Source organism: Pseudomonas sp. LAMO17WK12:I1, from assembly GCF_900177315.1.
In the GTDB taxonomy this organism is placed as follows: domain Bacteria; phylum Pseudomonadota; class Gammaproteobacteria; order Pseudomonadales; family Pseudomonadaceae; genus Aquipseudomonas; species Aquipseudomonas marginalis.
The window spans coordinates 28,678-43,364 of record NZ_FWZV01000003.1 but is presented as its reverse complement, the minus strand read 5'-3'; the positions used below and the strand labels follow the sequence as shown (position 1 = coordinate 43,364).

Below are 14,687 nucleotides of genomic sequence, written 5' to 3'. Positions count from 1 at the left end.
CCGCATGTCGACCTGCTCCGTACACCCATTGCCCTACCGGGCCAACCCCGCCGAGTATTTTGCGGCGATTCGCCACGCTCCCGGCGCGGTCCTGCTCGACAGCGGCCGCCCGGCGGCCGAGCGTGGGCGTTACGATCTGCTCAGCGCCTGGCCCGACGCAACCTTGACGGTAGCGCCTGACGAAAGCGGCGCCGCTTTCCTGCAACGCTTGCGGGAAAACCTGACGCGACTGGGTGAAGCCACAATTCCTGCCGGTTTGCAGTTGCCGTTCGCCGGTGGCTTGATCGGCTACCTGAGCTACGACTTCGGTCGGCACCTGGAGCCCATGCCGCACCTGGCGGTGGATGACCTGCACCTGCCGGACGCGCGCTTCGGGCTGTACGCCTGGGCACTGATCAGTGACCACCAGGCCCGGAGCAGCCAACTGGTGTTTCACCCCTCGCTGGCAGACAGCGAACGGCAACGGCTGATCGCGTTGTTCAGCCATGGGGCGGTCGACACCTCTGCGACGTTCAAACTCCAGGGCCCGATGGCCCCCGACCTCAGTGCCGAGGCCTACCGCCTGGCCATCGTGCGGATCCAGGATTACATCCAGGCGGGCGACTGCTACCAGGTCAACTTCGCCCAGCGTTTCCGCGCGCCGTGCCTGGGTGATCCCTGGGCCGCCTACTGCGCGTTGCGCGAAGCCTGCCCGACGCCGTTTTCCGGGTTCCAGCGCCTGCCGGACGACGGCGCAGTGCTGAGCCTGTCGCCGGAGCGTTTCGTGCGCATCAGCGAGCGCCACGTCGAGACCCGCCCGATCAAAGGCACCCGCCCCCGCGGCCTTACGCCGGAAGAAGACGCGGCGAATGCCGACGAACTGCTGGCCAGCCCCAAGGACCGCGCCGAGAACCTGATGATCGTCGACCTGCTGCGCAACGACCTCGGCCGCACGTGCCGCACCGGCTCGGTCAATGTGCCGGAATTGTTCAGTCTGGAAAGCTACCCCAATGTGCACCACCTGGTCAGCAGCGTGACCGGCACGTTGGCCGACGACAAAGATGCCCTCGACCTGATCGCCGGCAGCTTCCCCGGCGGCTCGATCACCGGCGCGCCGAAGATTCGCGCGATGCAGATCATCGACGAACTGGAGCCCACACGCCGTGGGCTGTACTGCGGTTCGCTGGTGTACCTGGATGTGCGCGGCGAGATGGACAGCTCCATCGCCATCCGCAGTTTGCTGGTCAAGGATGGCCATGTGTACTGCTGGGGCGGCGGCGGGATTGTCGCGGATTCGCAGTGGGAGGCGGAGTACCAGGAATCGCTGACGAAGGTGCGGGTGTTGTTACAAACGCTGGAAAGCCTGTAGCGCACAGTGCCTTCCTGGCTCTCAGACGCAGCGCCGGGCAGTAGAAAAAACCTGAATCAGAACCGCAGTAGACGTAGTCGAACGTCGGAAAATAGCGTCCGGCTTCAACCGTCCACCCGCCGTCTGTGAAGGATCACATGAAGCGACTGCCTACCCGTCAGGAAATATTTCCGAGATTGCGCCCCCTCTCAACCGCGCCTATCATCTCCCAAATTGGGAGGTTGCAGCGATGCGGATAATCGCCCTATCGACCTTACGAATATTCTGGGAAAGCCAACCCGCCTATATCGATGCAAAGGCACCGCTTATTGAACTGTATCGCCATATGGAAAAGGCCATTTACCCGACGCCACAAGCACTCAAGGCAGCGCTCAGGACCGCGAGCATTCTCAAAGGTGGCAGGGTTGTATTCAACGTGGGCGGCAACAAATATCGAGTGATCATGGCGATCGATTACCAGCGACAGCTTGGGTTCATACGGTTCGTAGGGACTCATGCGCAGTACGACCAGGTCAACGCGGAGACCGTGTAATGAACATCAAACCCATACACTCCCAGGAAGACCTCACTGCGGCACTCGCGCGGGTGCAGCAGCTCTGGGGAGCGGACATCGGCTCGACTGAAGGCGATGAGCTGGAAATTCTTGCAGTACTCATTGAGAAGTACGAAGCCGAACATTACCCAATGCCACCCTCTGATCCGGTGGAAGCCATTAAATTTCGCATGGAGCAACTGGGCATGACTGCCCGCGACCTGGAGCCATTTATCGGCACCAGCGGACGGGTGTCAGAGGTGTTGAACCACAAGCGCAAGCTGAGCCTGTCGATGATCAAGCGGCTGCATGAAGGCTTGAGTATTCCTTATGAGCGGTTGCTTGCAGAGGGCTGACAGGAACATAGGCAGTGGCTTTACCCGCCCCATCAGCCCGGCCGAAAAAATTAAAGGCTCAACGGCCGATTCGAAGCCTTGATGAATTCCTTCTTCAAATCTTCAAACGTATGCACCGCCGGGAATTGCGGGAACTCGCGGATCACGTTCTCCGGCGCATGGAACAGAATCCCACGGTCGGCCTCGCCCAACATGGTGGTGTCGTTGTAGGAGTCGCCCGCGGCGATCACGCGGTAGTAGAGGGTCTTGAACGCCAATACCGACTGGCGCTTGGGGTCTTTCTGGCGCAGTTGGTAGCTGACCACGCGGTCGTTTTCGTCGGTGATGAGACGGTGGCACAACAAGGTCGGGAAGCCCAGCTGGCGCATCAGCGGCTGGGAGAATTCGTAGAAGGTGTCGGACAGGATCACCACTTGGAAGCGCTCGCGCAGCCAGTTGACGAACTCGATGGCACCGTCCAGCGGCTTGAGGGTGGCGATCACTTCCTGGATGTCGGCGAGCTTGAGCCCGTGTTCGTCGAGGATGCGCAGGCGCTGCTTCATCAGCACGTCGTAGTCGGGAATGTCCCGGGTGGTGGCCCGCAGGGATTCAATGCCGGTTTTTTCGGCGAAGGCGATCCAGATTTCCGGCACCAGCACCCCTTCCAGGTCGAGACAGGCAATTTCCACAAGACACTCCCATTAGATGTTGTTAGTTGAGCGAGCAAAAGGACTGCCGAACTCTAGCGATTCAAGCCCGCCGCCGCAACGCAGGGCGGATTTTGATACCATCGCTCCCCTATAGAGCGCTCAGCGCCATTGACCTGTAGGAACCGTCCTGATGAACCAAGCCTTCGACGTCGTTGAACTCGCCACGACTTATGCCAACAAGTCTGCCCAGGACATTCTCAAGCTGGCGTTCAGCCAGTTCGGTGATGACCTGTGGATTTCCTTCAGCGGCGCCGAGGATGTGGTGCTGGTGGACATGGCCTGGAAGCTGAACAAGAACGTCAAGGTGTTCAGCCTCGACACCGGTCGCCTGCACCCGGAGACCTACCGGTTTATCGAACAGGTGCGCGACTTCTACAAGATCGACATTGAACTGATCTCGCCGGACCAGAGCAAGCTGGAACCCTTCGTCAAGGAGAAAGGCCTGTTCAGCTTCTACAAGGACGGCCATGGTGAATGCTGCGGCGTGCGCAAGATCGAGCCGCTGCGCCGCAAGCTTTCCGGCGTCAGCGCCTGGGCCACCGGCCAACGCCGCGACCAGAGCCCAGGTACCCGCAGCCAGGTGGCGGCGCTGGAAATCGACACGGCCTTCTCCACCCCGGAACGTACCCTGTACAAGTTCAACCCGCTGGCGCAGATGACCAGCGAGGAGATATGGGGTTACATCCGCATGCTGGAGCTGCCATACAACAGCCTGCATGAGCGCGGCTTTATCAGCATCGGCTGTGAGCCGTGCACCCGGCCTGTGCTGCCGAACCAGCACGAGCGCGAAGGGCGCTGGTGGTGGGAGGAAGCCACGCAGAAGGAATGCGGGCTGCATGCCGGGAATATCATCAGCAAGGCTTGAAGTTGATGCTGTAAAAAATGTGGGAGGGGGCTTGCCCCCGATAGCGGTGGGTCAGCCAGTTCAATAGTTGCTGACACACTGCAATCGGGGGCAAGCCCCCTCCCACATTTTGTCTTGTGCTGAATGTTAGAGATGTACACATAGATGTAACCATCGGTGCCATTTATGTGTGCAATTTCTCTTCAGCCGCACCATAACGTAACACCTCTCCCCTCCCGTCGATTGACCTGGCGAATCACAGGCTGACAGCGCAAAAATAAATAGCTGTTCAATCGGTCAATTTATATTTCTTCAAATTCAGCCAGTTATTTAACTAACCTATAAAAACGAAATTACCCAGAACTTTCATAGATCCAAAGCTGGCACGCATGTGGCTTAAGGTGAAATACGCTTTGTATACAATAAATACAAAACCTACATACACTTTGCCATCTGCAGCGCCCCGGCAGATGTGCTGGAGCCTGCCGGAATGCGTACAAGCCTCTCGAACAACATCGCACTGGATCTGCCCTCCTCCGCCCTGAACCCGGACGCCGCGAGCCCCGGCCCCCTGGTGCTCAGCCCGCGCCTGCACAACAAGGACCTGGCGCCCACCAAGATCGAAGGCCGACGCTGGGGGCGCTACAGCATCTTCGCGCTGTGGACCAATGACGTGCACAACATCGCCAACTATTCGTTCGCCATCGGTCTCTACGCGCTGGGCCTGGGCGGCTGGCAGATCCTGTTGTCCCTGGGCATCGGCGCGGCGCTGGTGTACTTCTTCATGAACCTGTCGGGGTATATGGGCCAGAAGACCGGCGTGCCGTTTCCGGTGATCAGCCGCATCAGCTTCGGCATTCACGGTGCGCAGATCCCGGCGTTGATCCGCGCCGTGATCGCGATTGCCTGGTTTGGTATACAGACGTACCTGGCGTCGGTGGTGTTCCGCGTACTGCTGACGGCGATTCATCCGGGCTTTGCCGACTATGACCACAACTCGATCCTGGGATTATCGACTCTGGGTTGGGCCTGTTTCGTGGCGATCTGGTTCGTGCAACTGGTGATCCTGGCTTATGGCATGGAGATGGTGCGCCGCTATGAAGGCTTCGCCGGACCGGTGATTCTGCTGACGGTGGCGGCGCTGGCCGGTTGGATGTACTTCCAGGCCGGCGGCAACATTGCCTGGTCGATCCGCGAACCGCTGAGCGGCGGCGAGATGTGGCGCAATATCTTTGCCGGTGGCGCGTTGTGGCTGGCGATCTATGGCACGCTGATCCTCAACTTCTGCGACTTCGCGCGCTCTTCGCCGTGCCGCAAGACCATCCTCGTCGGCAACTTCTGGGGCCTGCCGGTGAATATCCTGGTGTTTGCCGCCATCACTGTGCTGCTGTGCGGCGGGCAATTCCAACTCAATGGCCGAGTGATCGAAAGCCCGACTGAAATCATTGCAGCCATCCCCAATACCTTCTTTCTCGTGCTGGGCTGCCTGGCGTTCCTGATCGTCACCGTGGCGGTGAACATCATGGCCAACTTCGTCGCGCCGGCCTTTGTGCTGAGCAACCTGGCGCCCAAGTACCTGAACTTCCGCCGCGCCGGCTTGATCAGCGCCACCGTGGCCGTACTGATCCTGCCATGGAACCTCTACAACAGCCCGTTGGTGATCGTGTATTTCCTCTCCGGCCTGGGCGCGCTGCTGGGGCCGCTGTACGGGGTGATCATGGTCGATTACTGGCTGATTCGTAAAAGCCAGGTGGACGTGCCGCAGCTGTATAGCGAAAACCCGAATGGCGTTTATTACTACAGCCGTGGGGTGAATATGCGTGCCGTGGCGGCGTTTATTCCTGCAGCCGTGATCGCCATCCTGCTGGCGCTGTTGCCCGGATTTGCCAGCGTCTCACCGTTTTCCTGGTTGTTTGGCGCCGGTATTGCAGGGTTGCTGTACCTGCTGATCGCCAAGCGCCAGCCGTTCTACGCCGATGTCAGCGGCGAAAGCATTGCCGTCGATAACGTCAGTCACTGAGTAAGGACATTCCATGCGTATCCTTGTGGTCAACGTCAACACCACCGAATCCATCACTGAAACCATCGCTCAGCAGGCGCGGTCCGTGGCCTCGCCGGGCACCGAGATTGTCGGGCTCACGCCCTACTTCGGCGCGGAGTCGGTGGAGGGCAACTTTGAAAGCTACCTGGCCGCCATCGCCGTGATGGACCGGGTGATGGCCTACGACCAACCGTTCGATGCGGTGATCCAGGCCGGCTACGGCGAGCACGGCCGGGAAGGCTTGCAGGAATTGCTGAATGTGCCGGTGGTGGACATCACCGAAGCAGCAGCCAGCACCGCAATGTTCCTGGGCCACGCCTACTCCGTGGTGACCACCCTGGACCGCACCGTGCCGCTGATCGAAGACCGCCTGAAACTCGCCGGCCTGTACCAGCGCTGCGCCTCGGTGCGCGCCAGCGGCATGGCAGTGCTGGAACTGGAAGAAGACCCGCTGGCCGCCATGGAAGCCATCGTGCGCCAGGCGGAGCTGGCCATCCGCGAGGACAAGGCCGAAGTGATCTGCCTGGGTTGCGGCGGCATGGCCGGGCTGGATGAGCAGATTCGCCAGCGCACCGGGGTGCCGGTGGTGGATGGGGTGACGGCGGCGGTGACCATTGCCGAATCCCTGGTGCGGCTGGGGTTGTCGACGTCGAAGATCCGCACTTACGCGACGCCACGCCCGAAGCAGGTGATTGGCTGGCCGACTCGGTTCGGCCGCTGACCGGCACCTGCTTTCAGATTGCGCTGAACCTCTGGCCCAGCTTCTTCTCGGCAAACTGCTCGATGATGAAATCCACAAACGCCCGGGTCTTGCCGGGCAGCAGTTTGTGCTCGGCGTAGTAGATGGAAATATTGCCGTCGTCGACACACCAGCCGGGCAACACGCGCACCACCGCGCCACTGTCGAGGAACGGCACGGCCATGGGCATGCTCACCAGCGCAATCCCCAGGCCCTGGGCGCTGGCACAGCAGGCGGCTTCGGAGTCGCTCATGGTCATGCCGGGCTTGAGCACCAGCGGGCGGTGTTCACGTTCGACACTGGTCAACTGCCAGGACCGGATACGCCCGGTTTGCGGCGAGCGGATCAGAATGCCCTTGCAGCGCGACAAGTCTTCGGGCTCGCGCACCGGCGGGCGCTGCGCCAGGTAACCCGGCGAGGCCACCAGCACCCGATGCGCCGGCGCCAGCTTGCGCGCCACCACCCCTTGGGGCAGCTCAAAACCGCCACCTATAGCGGCATCGAAGCCCTGGCCGATCAGGTCCACCTGGCGGTTATCGAAATGCCAGTCCGGGCTGATATCCGGAAAGCGCGCCATGAACGCCCCCAGCAACGGCACCACGTAGCGATTGCCAAACACCGTGCCCATGCTGACCTTGAGCGTGCCCACCGGCCGGCCTTCGGCGCTGGCCAGGTTAGCCACGGCATTCTGGATGGTGGTGAGGCTGCCACTGACTTCGGCCAGGAACAACTTGCCGGCTTCGGTCAGGGCCAGGCGCCGGGTGCTGCGCTGGAACAGCCGCACGCCGAGGCGCGCTTCGAGCTTGGCGACGCTTTTGCCGACCGCCGCCGGGGTCAGGCTCAGGTGCCGGGCGGCCTCGGCAAAGCTGCCACCTTCAGCGCTGCGCACGAAGCATTCGATACTGCCAAAGCTTTCCATAACGCCCCACTCTAAACTTTTGGTTTACACAGACTATAGCAATCACGGTCTACCGGCAGCGGCGAGCGAGGTCGATACTCGGCTCCAACAACAGGGCATTGCGCCTTGAATGACCAGGAGATCGACATGACCACACACAACCTCAGCGGCAAAGTCGCCTTGATCCAAGGCGGTTCCCGCGGCATCGGCGCCGCCATCGTCAAGCGCCTGGCCGCCCAGGGTGCCGCCGTTGCCTTTACCTACGTCAGCTCGGCCGCCAAGGCTGAAGCCCTGCAGCACAGCGTAATCAGCGAAGGCGGCAAAGCCCTGGCGATTCACGCCGACAGCGCCGATGCCACTGCGATCCGCAACGCGGTCAACGCCACCGTGGAAGCCTTCGGCCGCCTGGACATCCTGGTGAATAACGCCGGCGTGCTGGCCATCGCACCGCTGGAAGACTTCAAGCTGGAAGACTTCGACCAGACCCTGGCGATCAACGTACGCAGCGTGTTTATCGCCACCCAGGAAGCCGCCAGGCATATGGGTGAAGGTGGCCGGGTGATCAACATCGGCAGCACCAATGCCGAACGCATGCCGTTTGGCGGTGGTGGCCCGTACGCAATGAGCAAGGCGGCGCTGGTCGGTTTGACCAAGGGCCTGGCGCGGGATCTTGGGCCGCGTGGCATCACGATCAATAACGTGCAGCCTGGACCGGTGGACACCGATATGAACCCGGCAAACAGTGATTTTGCCGAGAGCCTGATCGGGTTGATGGCGGTGGGACGTTACGGGCATGTGGAAGAGATTGCCAGTTTCGTGGCGTATCTGGCCGGGCCGGAAGCGGGGTATATCACCGGTGCCAGCCTGACTATCGATGGTGGCTTCAGCGCTTAAGCCAATGTGGGAGCGGCTTGCCCCCTCCCACAGGTTGACCTTGTTGGTTCAGGAGATGGGCGGCAGGCCATAGGCCGCCAGGTCGAAATCCGCAAGCTTGCGGATGATCTGGTCGGCATGCTGGTACTTGCTGTCGGCCATGGCCTCATCGGGCACGGCGATGGCGGTCATATGGGCGGCCTTCGCCGCCGTCACACCAAACGGCGAGTCTTCGAACACCAGGCAATCCTCGGGCGCAACGCCCAGGCGGCGCGCAGCAGTAAGGAAGATGTCCGGCGCAGGCTTGGCGGCGCCGACTTCCGGGTCGTCAGCGGTGACGATGGTGTCGAACAAACCAAACCACTCGCGGTGCAGGGTAGTCTTGTAGCCAAACGAATTGCGCGACGAACTGGTGCCCACGCCAATCGGTATGTTGTGCGCCTTCAAGTGCCGCACCAGCGCCTCCGCGCCGGGCATGCCCAAGGCCTTGGGAAAGCGCTCGCTCATCAGCGGCTCGCGAATTTCGAGGAATTCAGCCGGGGTAATCGGCAGGTCCAGCGCCTTGACCACATAGTCGGCCAAATCCTGGGCGCCGCGCCCGATGATGTGCTGCTTGATGCCCCAGTCGTAGGTTCGTCCGTAGCGTTCAGCGATGATCTGCGTGACTTCGGTGTAGATGCCTTCCGTATCCAGCAATAACCCGTCCATATCGAAAATCACGGCCTTGATCGGACCGACTGCGGTACGCGGTGCATTCATCACTACAAACCCTGGAGGAAGGACTAAATGGATTCAGCACAATAACGGCCTGGGTTGCCTGCAAGCAACCTTCGCGGCCAGGTATTGAGTCGGCACACGCCTGCAATCTGTGTGCGATCAGTGATTCATACCGCGCAACAGTTTTACCCGCTCGCGTGCCATGCGGCCGTCTAGGGTTTGTAGGAACAGAGCGTTCGGCCGATAGCTCTCCTCTGAAAAATACCCCTTGCAAACCTTATAAAAGACTTATTAACTTCTGATGAACTCAATCCACTGGACCCGAAAAGCCGTCAAGCAATTGCTTCGATTGCATTCGTATCATCAGCAACAAGTGCGTGATGCCGTCTTCGTACTTGAACGCATGCCCGACGCAGTCAACGTCAAGGCGTTGGTCAACCACCCCTGCGGTTACCGATTAAGGGTCGGGAGTTACCGAGTCCTTTTCGACTGGGACGGCAATATCCAGGTAGTCAGCATTCAAGAGGTCAAGAAACGTGACGAGCGAACCTACTGCCATACAGATCATCCACAATACGGAGGGCAAGCCAGCGTTCGTGGTGATCCCTTATGAACACTATCTGGCCCGGCAGAACGATCCAAACCTCATCCCCCACGCGGTCGTCAGCCGCCTGGTAGATGGAGCCACTCCGATCCGAGCCTGGCGCGAACACCTGAACCTGACCCAGGAAGAAGTCGCCCTACGCCTGGGGATTTCCCAATCCGCATTTGCCCAGCAAGAGGCGGTGAACAAACCTCGACGGACGACGCGGGAAAAGATTGCCAAGGCATTTGGCATTAACGCCGCTCAGCTCGAGCTATAAGGTCAACCGGGACAGTCCGCGCCTTCCAGCCACTTAAAAGCGAAACCCTATGCTCTATCGTCTAGCCGCAGACAGCCTCGTGCTGTTCCACCTGTGTTTCATCCTGTTCGTACTGTTTGGTGGGCTGCTGGCCCTGAAATGGCGCCCGGTTATCTGGCTGCACCTGCCCGCCGCTGCGTGGGGCGTGGCGGTCGAAGTGTTCCACCTGCCCTGCCCGCTGACCCGCTGGGAAAACCTGTTTCGCCACCTCGCCGGGCAGGACGGTTATGGCGGTGGGTTTATCGAGCATTACATCCTCACGCTGATCTACCCGGCCGGGCTGACGCCACAGATCCAACTGGGCCTGGGCGGGTTGGTGCTGGCGATCAATATCGCGGTGTATGTGCGCTTGATCAGGCGTTACGTACAGGCTTGAGACAGCTTCTCTGGTGAAGAATCAGACTCCCTCAGTCCCTTCACCGGCGCGCCCCCATGTCCGAAGCCTTCGAAGTCCCCAGCCCCCACGAAAAACACCTCGAACACACCACCGAACATGCCCACGCCCGTGGTGACAGTTTCGCCAGCCGCATCGCCGTCATGACCGCGCTGATGGCCACCCTCGGCGCCATGCTCAGCTACCAGGCCGGCTCCACCGAGAGTGAGGCGGCGATGGACAAGAACAACGCAGCCATCATCAAGACCGACGCCGCCAACCAATGGAACTACTACCAGGCCAAGTCCAGCCGACAGAACCTGGCGGAACTCGCGACCCATATTCCCGGCGTGGATGCCGCCCATTACAAGGATGAGATCGAGCGCTACAAAAGCCAGAAGGAAGAGGTACGCAAGCAAGCGGAAAAACTGGAAGCGACCTCAAAGGAATGGGATGAAAAATCCGAGCAGGCCCTGCACCAGCATCATCGCTGGGCCCAGGCGATGACCGCGATTCAGATCGCGATTTCGCTGGCGGCGATTACATTGTTGACGAGAAGGGAATGGTTGAAGCGCATGTCCTATGCGGCGGCGGGTGTGGCGGTGGTGCTAGGTAGCCTGGCCTGGCTGCATATCTAGCAATTTTACTTGGGCGCGTTGCACTCATCGCTATATAGTAAATAGCATAACGCTACCCAAGGAGAGACCGGTGTCCGCACAACCCAAAGAAGCCGTGGGCGCCGCCTACAGCATTGAATCCATGCGCTATGCCCAGGCCATGACCTGGCAAGCCATCGACCACCTCGCCCAGCGCATCCGCCCCGGCATGCTGGAATCCGAAGCGCGCGAATTGGGCAAGCACGTGCTTGCCGAGCTCGACATGCAACGCATCTGGCACCCGCTGCTGGTGCGCTTCGGCGCCAACACCCTCAAGACCTTCAAGCAGCGCTCCGATGGCGACCCGGTGCTGGGCGACAACGACATCTTCTTCATCGACATGGGCGCCGTGTGGCAAGGCCACGAAGGCGATGCCGGCGCGACCTTCGCCACCGGCAACGACGCGGACATGATTGCCTGCGCCCACGCCGCCAAAACGCTGTTCGACCGCGTGCAAGCGCGCTGGAAAAACGACCAGGTCGTCGGCCTGGAGCTTTACCGCTACGCCGAACAACAAGCCCAGGCCATGGGCTGGCAACTGAACCTGGACATCAAGGGCCATCGCGTCAGCGACTTCCCCCACGCCATCCATCGTGGCGGCGACCTGGGTGACTTCGAGCACTACCCGAATGCAGGGCTGTGGATCCTGGAAATCCAGATCGCCCACCCGACCAAGCCCTACGGCGCCTTCTATGAAGACTTACTCGCCTGACCGTTAAAGGAACAGAAATGGAACGCTCCACTGAACACTCTGTGCTGTTGTTTTCCTACGGCACATTGCAGGACAAAACCGTGCAACTGGCCAACTTCGGGCGGGAACTGGCAGGCCGACACGATGCAATGCTGGGCTACGCACAAAGCTGGGTAGAAATCACCGACCCGCAGGTACTGGCCAGCAGTGGCAAGACCCATCACCCGATTGTGCAACCTACCACCGAGGCGGGGGCGCGTATTGAGGGGATGGTGTTTCAGATTTCCGAGCAGGAACTGGCGGCGGCGGATGCGTATGAAGTGGCGGACTACAAGCGCATGGCTGTGACGTTGGCGTCCGGGCTGACGGCGTGGGTGTATGTGCAAGCCTGAAGATGACGTTGCCCAAATCGCCCAAGCTTTAACCTGAGCCCGCGACGTATCATGGGCCAACCTTTCGAGAATGGCCCATGAACCTCAGTATCTTCTACGCACTCGCCGCCGCCGCCCTGTTCGGCGCCAGCACCCCGCTCGCCAAACACCTCGGCCTGGGCCTCTCGCCCGTGCTGCTCGCCGGCCTGCTCTATCTTGGCAGTGGCGTCGGCCTCGCTGGTGTGCGCGTGATTCGTGATCGCGGCTGGAAACCCTCCGGGCTAACCCCTTCGGAATGGCCCTGGCTGCTCGGCGCCATCGCATTCGGCGGCATCCTCGGGCCAGTCGCGTTGATGTTCGGCCTGACCCGCACCGCCGGCGCCACCGCCTCCCTGATGCTCAACCTGGAATCGGTACTGACCGCCGTTATCGCCTGGGTCGTGTTCAGGGAAAACGCCGACCGTCGCATCGTCCTGGGGATGATCGCCATCGTGCTGGGCGGCGTGGTGTTGTCAGGGGCCGACGGCGGTGGCACCAGCCATGACTGGACGGGGCCGCTGGCGGTTGCCGTGGCGTGCCTGTGCTGGGGGATCGATAACAACCTGACGCGCAAAGTGTCTGCGTCGGACGCGCTGTTTATCGCCGGGGCCAAGGGGTTGATCGCGGGGCTGGTGAATGGCGGGTTGGCGCTTTATCTCGGGGCGCGGATCCCGGGCATGGCGCAGCTGGCGCCTATCTTGCTGGTGGGTTTTCTGGGCTATGGCATCAGCCTGGTGATGTTCGTGCTGGCGTTGCGCGGACTGGGCAGTGCACGCACGGGGGCGTATTTTTCGACTGCGCCGTTCCTGGGGGCCGCGATTGCGCTGCTGTTGTTGGGTGAGTCAGTGACGCTGGCGTTCTGGATTGCCTCAGCGCTGATGGCCGTGGGGGTTTGGCTGCACCTGACGGAGCGGCATGCCCATGAACATCAGCATGACGCGACGGAACACGGGCATCGGCATGTGCATGATGAACACCATCAGCATGAGCACGGGTTTGCGTGGGATCCGGCGGAACCCCATAGCCATGTGCATGTGCACAGTCCGCTGAGGCACAGCCATGCGCATTTTCCGGATGTGCATCATCGGCATCGGCATTGAGGGAGCCCCCACTACCCGACGTAGCGCTGTCGCGCAGCAAACGGGGACCTTTGTGGCGAGCGGGCTTGTCGAAGCGTCGCACCGCCCGCGTTGGGGTGCGAAGCGCCCCTGATGAAGACGAATGAGGTCTATCAGGCACTCCTCTGCGCCTGGTTTTGGGGCTGCTGCGCAGCCCAACGCGGGGCAAGCCCGCTCGCCACAGGAATGCGGTCGCCTGAAATTGCTTATGCAAGGCTCAAGACTTTAGGATGAAATATTAAATCTTAAAAATCAGTAAGCTATTTTAAGTTTGGTAAGCGATGTATTGCACAGCAGCAATAGATTTGAGCAACTTCCTACAAAGCCCTCAGAAGCGCCACTCCTGCTCTTTTTGTCGACACCACCGCGCCTCTGCAGATACTGCTCGATGCCGCGACATATCGACTTCACGCCGTCACCCAAGTCCTGGAGAACCTCGTACTACACAGTGAAATCAGCTGCGATGCCGTTGTTCTGAGCGATTTTGCATTGCTCTGCTCAATCCCTCTACGAGACGGATGCGATTTGCTGGATGTCATAGGGCGACGGATGGATGTGGCGGGCGCGTGATTTAATCCTCACAGACTTTTTCAGAATCCGAAAATTACAAAACCCTGGTTTCTTTCGAAATCAGGGGTTTTGTTTAAAAATCAAATAAATCTTTCCGCTTTTCCTTGTAAAACCAGAGTGCCGGTAGGCCACTCTAGGGGGGATTGGTTTCCGGAGCCCGAAAAAAGGCCCCCGCACCAGGTCAAAGTGTGGGGACCCTTTTTACATAAGCGGCGTTATTCGTAATGCGTCCAGATGAATTTTTGAAAGCCAGCTATCGACCCATAGCAGTCATCTGAACCGCATTGATCGACAGAAATGTCCACCGCCAATCCTAAAATCGTGAAGGTAGCTCATTTCCGGTCTTGATATTCGAAAAGACCTCATCTGGATCTGCCTGACACCAATATCTGAACAGAAGGCGAGGTTCGGTATTTCCGAAATACTGATCAACGGTGCTGTCGGGCGGCACGGTCAATTTAGGTGCTGGCCATTGCTGCGCTAAAACACCTATTGGTTTGTCAGACGACCAAATAATCCAAGTAGCCTTGCCTCCATTGATACCCGGTAAGTAGCCGGCATCTTGTATCACTTCGATTAAGGCGCGCAGCGTTGCTGATGGATCGAGTGTGATCGACGTCGCATGGCTTCCCAGATCATCTCCTGCATGAACGCTATCTCGATCAATGGCAACTTCCAACGTGACTACTCCTTTTTTACCGCTGTGCTGTCACTAGATCGTCCAGCGTAGAGACATCAACAGCTACCTGTCCACAGCCTGCTTTTGGCCGCAAGCTGACGTTGATCATACCGTGCAAAAGCAGGAAAAAGTGGACGTTAGGCACGAGCCTGTTGAAACTGACGTCGAATTGACCCAGAGGCCTATGCCACACTGCCCCATCCCGTCAGTAAATATCTAGTGCTGGTAATAGTTCACAGGGTAGGATCCTG

At 59.8% G+C, this 14,687-nt stretch carries 18 protein-coding genes and 1 pseudogene; 15 read left to right on the top strand and 4 right to left on the bottom strand.

The window, feature by feature from the left end:
- Positions 1–4 precede the first annotated feature (4 nt).
- The 3 genes from pabB (at position 5) to B9N88_RS05325 (ending at position 2,236) form a co-directional block, all read left to right on the top strand.
- The gene (gene pabB, locus B9N88_RS05335; protein ID WP_027603665.1) at positions 5–1,348 is read left to right on the top strand and encodes an aminodeoxychorismate synthase component I; all 1,344 of its coding nucleotides are present in this window, start codon (positions 5–7) and stop codon (positions 1,346–1,348) included.
- Between the two features lie 229 nt (positions 1,349–1,577).
- Entirely contained in the window at positions 1,578–1,880 is a 303-nt protein-coding gene (locus B9N88_RS05330; RefSeq protein ID WP_027603664.1) for a type II toxin-antitoxin system HigB family toxin, read from the top strand.
- Positions 1,880–2,236, top strand: a complete 357-nt coding sequence (locus B9N88_RS05325; protein WP_027603663.1) for a helix-turn-helix domain-containing protein — start codon at positions 1,880–1,882, stop codon at positions 2,234–2,236. The genes B9N88_RS05330 and B9N88_RS05325 overlap by 1 nt, the downstream gene beginning before the upstream one ends.
- A gap of 50 nt (positions 2,237–2,286) precedes the next feature.
- On the opposite strand, the gene thrH is transcribed toward B9N88_RS05325, so the two are convergent.
- On the bottom strand, positions 2,287–2,904 hold the full coding sequence (gene thrH, locus B9N88_RS05320; RefSeq protein WP_027603662.1) for a bifunctional phosphoserine phosphatase/homoserine phosphotransferase ThrH: 618 nt from the start codon (positions 2,902–2,904) through the stop codon (positions 2,287–2,289).
- Positions 2,905–3,055: 151 nt separating this feature from the next.
- Between thrH and B9N88_RS05315 the strand changes: the two genes are divergently transcribed.
- The 3 genes from B9N88_RS05315 (at position 3,056) to B9N88_RS05305 (ending at position 6,531) form a co-directional block, all read left to right on the top strand.
- On the top strand, positions 3,056–3,790 hold the full coding sequence (locus B9N88_RS05315; protein WP_027603661.1) for a phosphoadenylyl-sulfate reductase: 735 nt from the start codon (positions 3,056–3,058) through the stop codon (positions 3,788–3,790).
- Positions 3,791–4,259: 469 nt separating this feature from the next.
- On the top strand, positions 4,260–5,789 hold the full coding sequence (locus B9N88_RS05310; protein ID WP_027603660.1) for an NCS1 family nucleobase:cation symporter-1: 1,530 nt from the start codon (positions 4,260–4,262) through the stop codon (positions 5,787–5,789).
- 13 nt (positions 5,790–5,802) lie between these two features.
- Positions 5,803–6,531: an aspartate/glutamate racemase family protein gene (locus tag B9N88_RS05305; protein WP_027603659.1), complete on the top strand. Its 729-nt coding sequence runs from the start codon at positions 5,803–5,805 to the stop codon at positions 6,529–6,531.
- Positions 6,532–6,544: 13 nt separating this feature from the next.
- Here B9N88_RS05305 and B9N88_RS05300 read toward each other — a convergent pair whose 3' ends face one another.
- Positions 6,545–7,468 (bottom strand): LysR family transcriptional regulator, encoded by a 924-nt coding sequence (locus tag B9N88_RS05300; RefSeq protein WP_027603658.1) that lies wholly within the window; start codon positions 7,466–7,468, stop codon positions 6,545–6,547.
- Positions 7,469–7,594: 126 nt separating this feature from the next.
- On the opposite strand from B9N88_RS05300, the gene B9N88_RS05295 reads away from it, so the two are divergent.
- Positions 7,595–8,341 (top strand): 3-oxoacyl-ACP reductase family protein, encoded by a 747-nt coding sequence (locus B9N88_RS05295; protein ID WP_027603657.1) that lies wholly within the window; start codon positions 7,595–7,597, stop codon positions 8,339–8,341.
- A gap of 48 nt (positions 8,342–8,389) precedes the next feature.
- Here the strand turns inward: B9N88_RS05295 and B9N88_RS05290 are convergent, their stop codons facing one another.
- Positions 8,390–9,079, bottom strand: coding sequence for an HAD-IA family hydrolase (locus B9N88_RS05290; protein ID WP_027603656.1), 690 nt, complete (start codon positions 9,077–9,079; stop codon positions 8,390–8,392).
- Positions 9,080–9,338: 259 nt separating this feature from the next.
- Here B9N88_RS05290 and B9N88_RS05285 point away from each other — a divergent pair.
- The 8 genes and pseudogenes from B9N88_RS05285 to B9N88_RS32855 form a co-directional block, all read left to right on the top strand.
- Positions 9,339–9,590: pseudogene (locus B9N88_RS05285) on the top strand (type II toxin-antitoxin system RelE/ParE family toxin); the annotation flags it as partial.
- Complete coding sequence (locus B9N88_RS05280; protein WP_027603655.1) at positions 9,574–9,900, top strand: helix-turn-helix domain-containing protein; 327 nt, start codon at positions 9,574–9,576, stop codon at positions 9,898–9,900. The pseudogene B9N88_RS05285 and the gene B9N88_RS05280, both read left to right, overlap by 17 nt.
- Before the next feature lie 49 nt (positions 9,901–9,949).
- Entirely contained in the window at positions 9,950–10,315 is a 366-nt protein-coding gene (locus tag B9N88_RS05275; protein ID WP_027603654.1) for a DUF2784 domain-containing protein, read from the top strand.
- A 56-nt stretch (positions 10,316–10,371) separates the two neighbouring features.
- Positions 10,372–10,950, top strand: coding sequence for a DUF4337 domain-containing protein (locus tag B9N88_RS05270; protein ID WP_027603653.1), 579 nt, complete (start codon positions 10,372–10,374; stop codon positions 10,948–10,950).
- A gap of 70 nt (positions 10,951–11,020) precedes the next feature.
- Positions 11,021–11,680, top strand: coding sequence for a M24 family metallopeptidase (locus tag B9N88_RS05265; protein WP_027603652.1), 660 nt, complete (start codon positions 11,021–11,023; stop codon positions 11,678–11,680).
- A 17-nt stretch (positions 11,681–11,697) separates the two neighbouring features.
- Positions 11,698–12,051 (top strand): gamma-glutamylcyclotransferase family protein, encoded by a 354-nt coding sequence (locus B9N88_RS05260; RefSeq protein ID WP_027603651.1) that lies wholly within the window; start codon positions 11,698–11,700, stop codon positions 12,049–12,051.
- Positions 12,052–12,128: 77 nt separating this feature from the next.
- Complete coding sequence (locus B9N88_RS05255) at positions 12,129–13,169, top strand: DMT family transporter (RefSeq protein ID WP_027603650.1); 1,041 nt, start codon at positions 12,129–12,131, stop codon at positions 13,167–13,169.
- A gap of 390 nt (positions 13,170–13,559) precedes the next feature.
- Entirely contained in the window at positions 13,560–13,757 is a 198-nt protein-coding gene (locus B9N88_RS32855; RefSeq protein WP_081744370.1) for a short-chain dehydrogenase, read from the top strand.
- Between the two features lie 313 nt (positions 13,758–14,070).
- Here B9N88_RS32855 and B9N88_RS05245 read toward each other — a convergent pair whose 3' ends face one another.
- Positions 14,071–14,436: a hypothetical protein gene (locus B9N88_RS05245; protein ID WP_081744369.1), complete on the bottom strand. Its 366-nt coding sequence runs from the start codon at positions 14,434–14,436 to the stop codon at positions 14,071–14,073.
- Positions 14,437–14,687 lie beyond the last annotated feature (251 nt).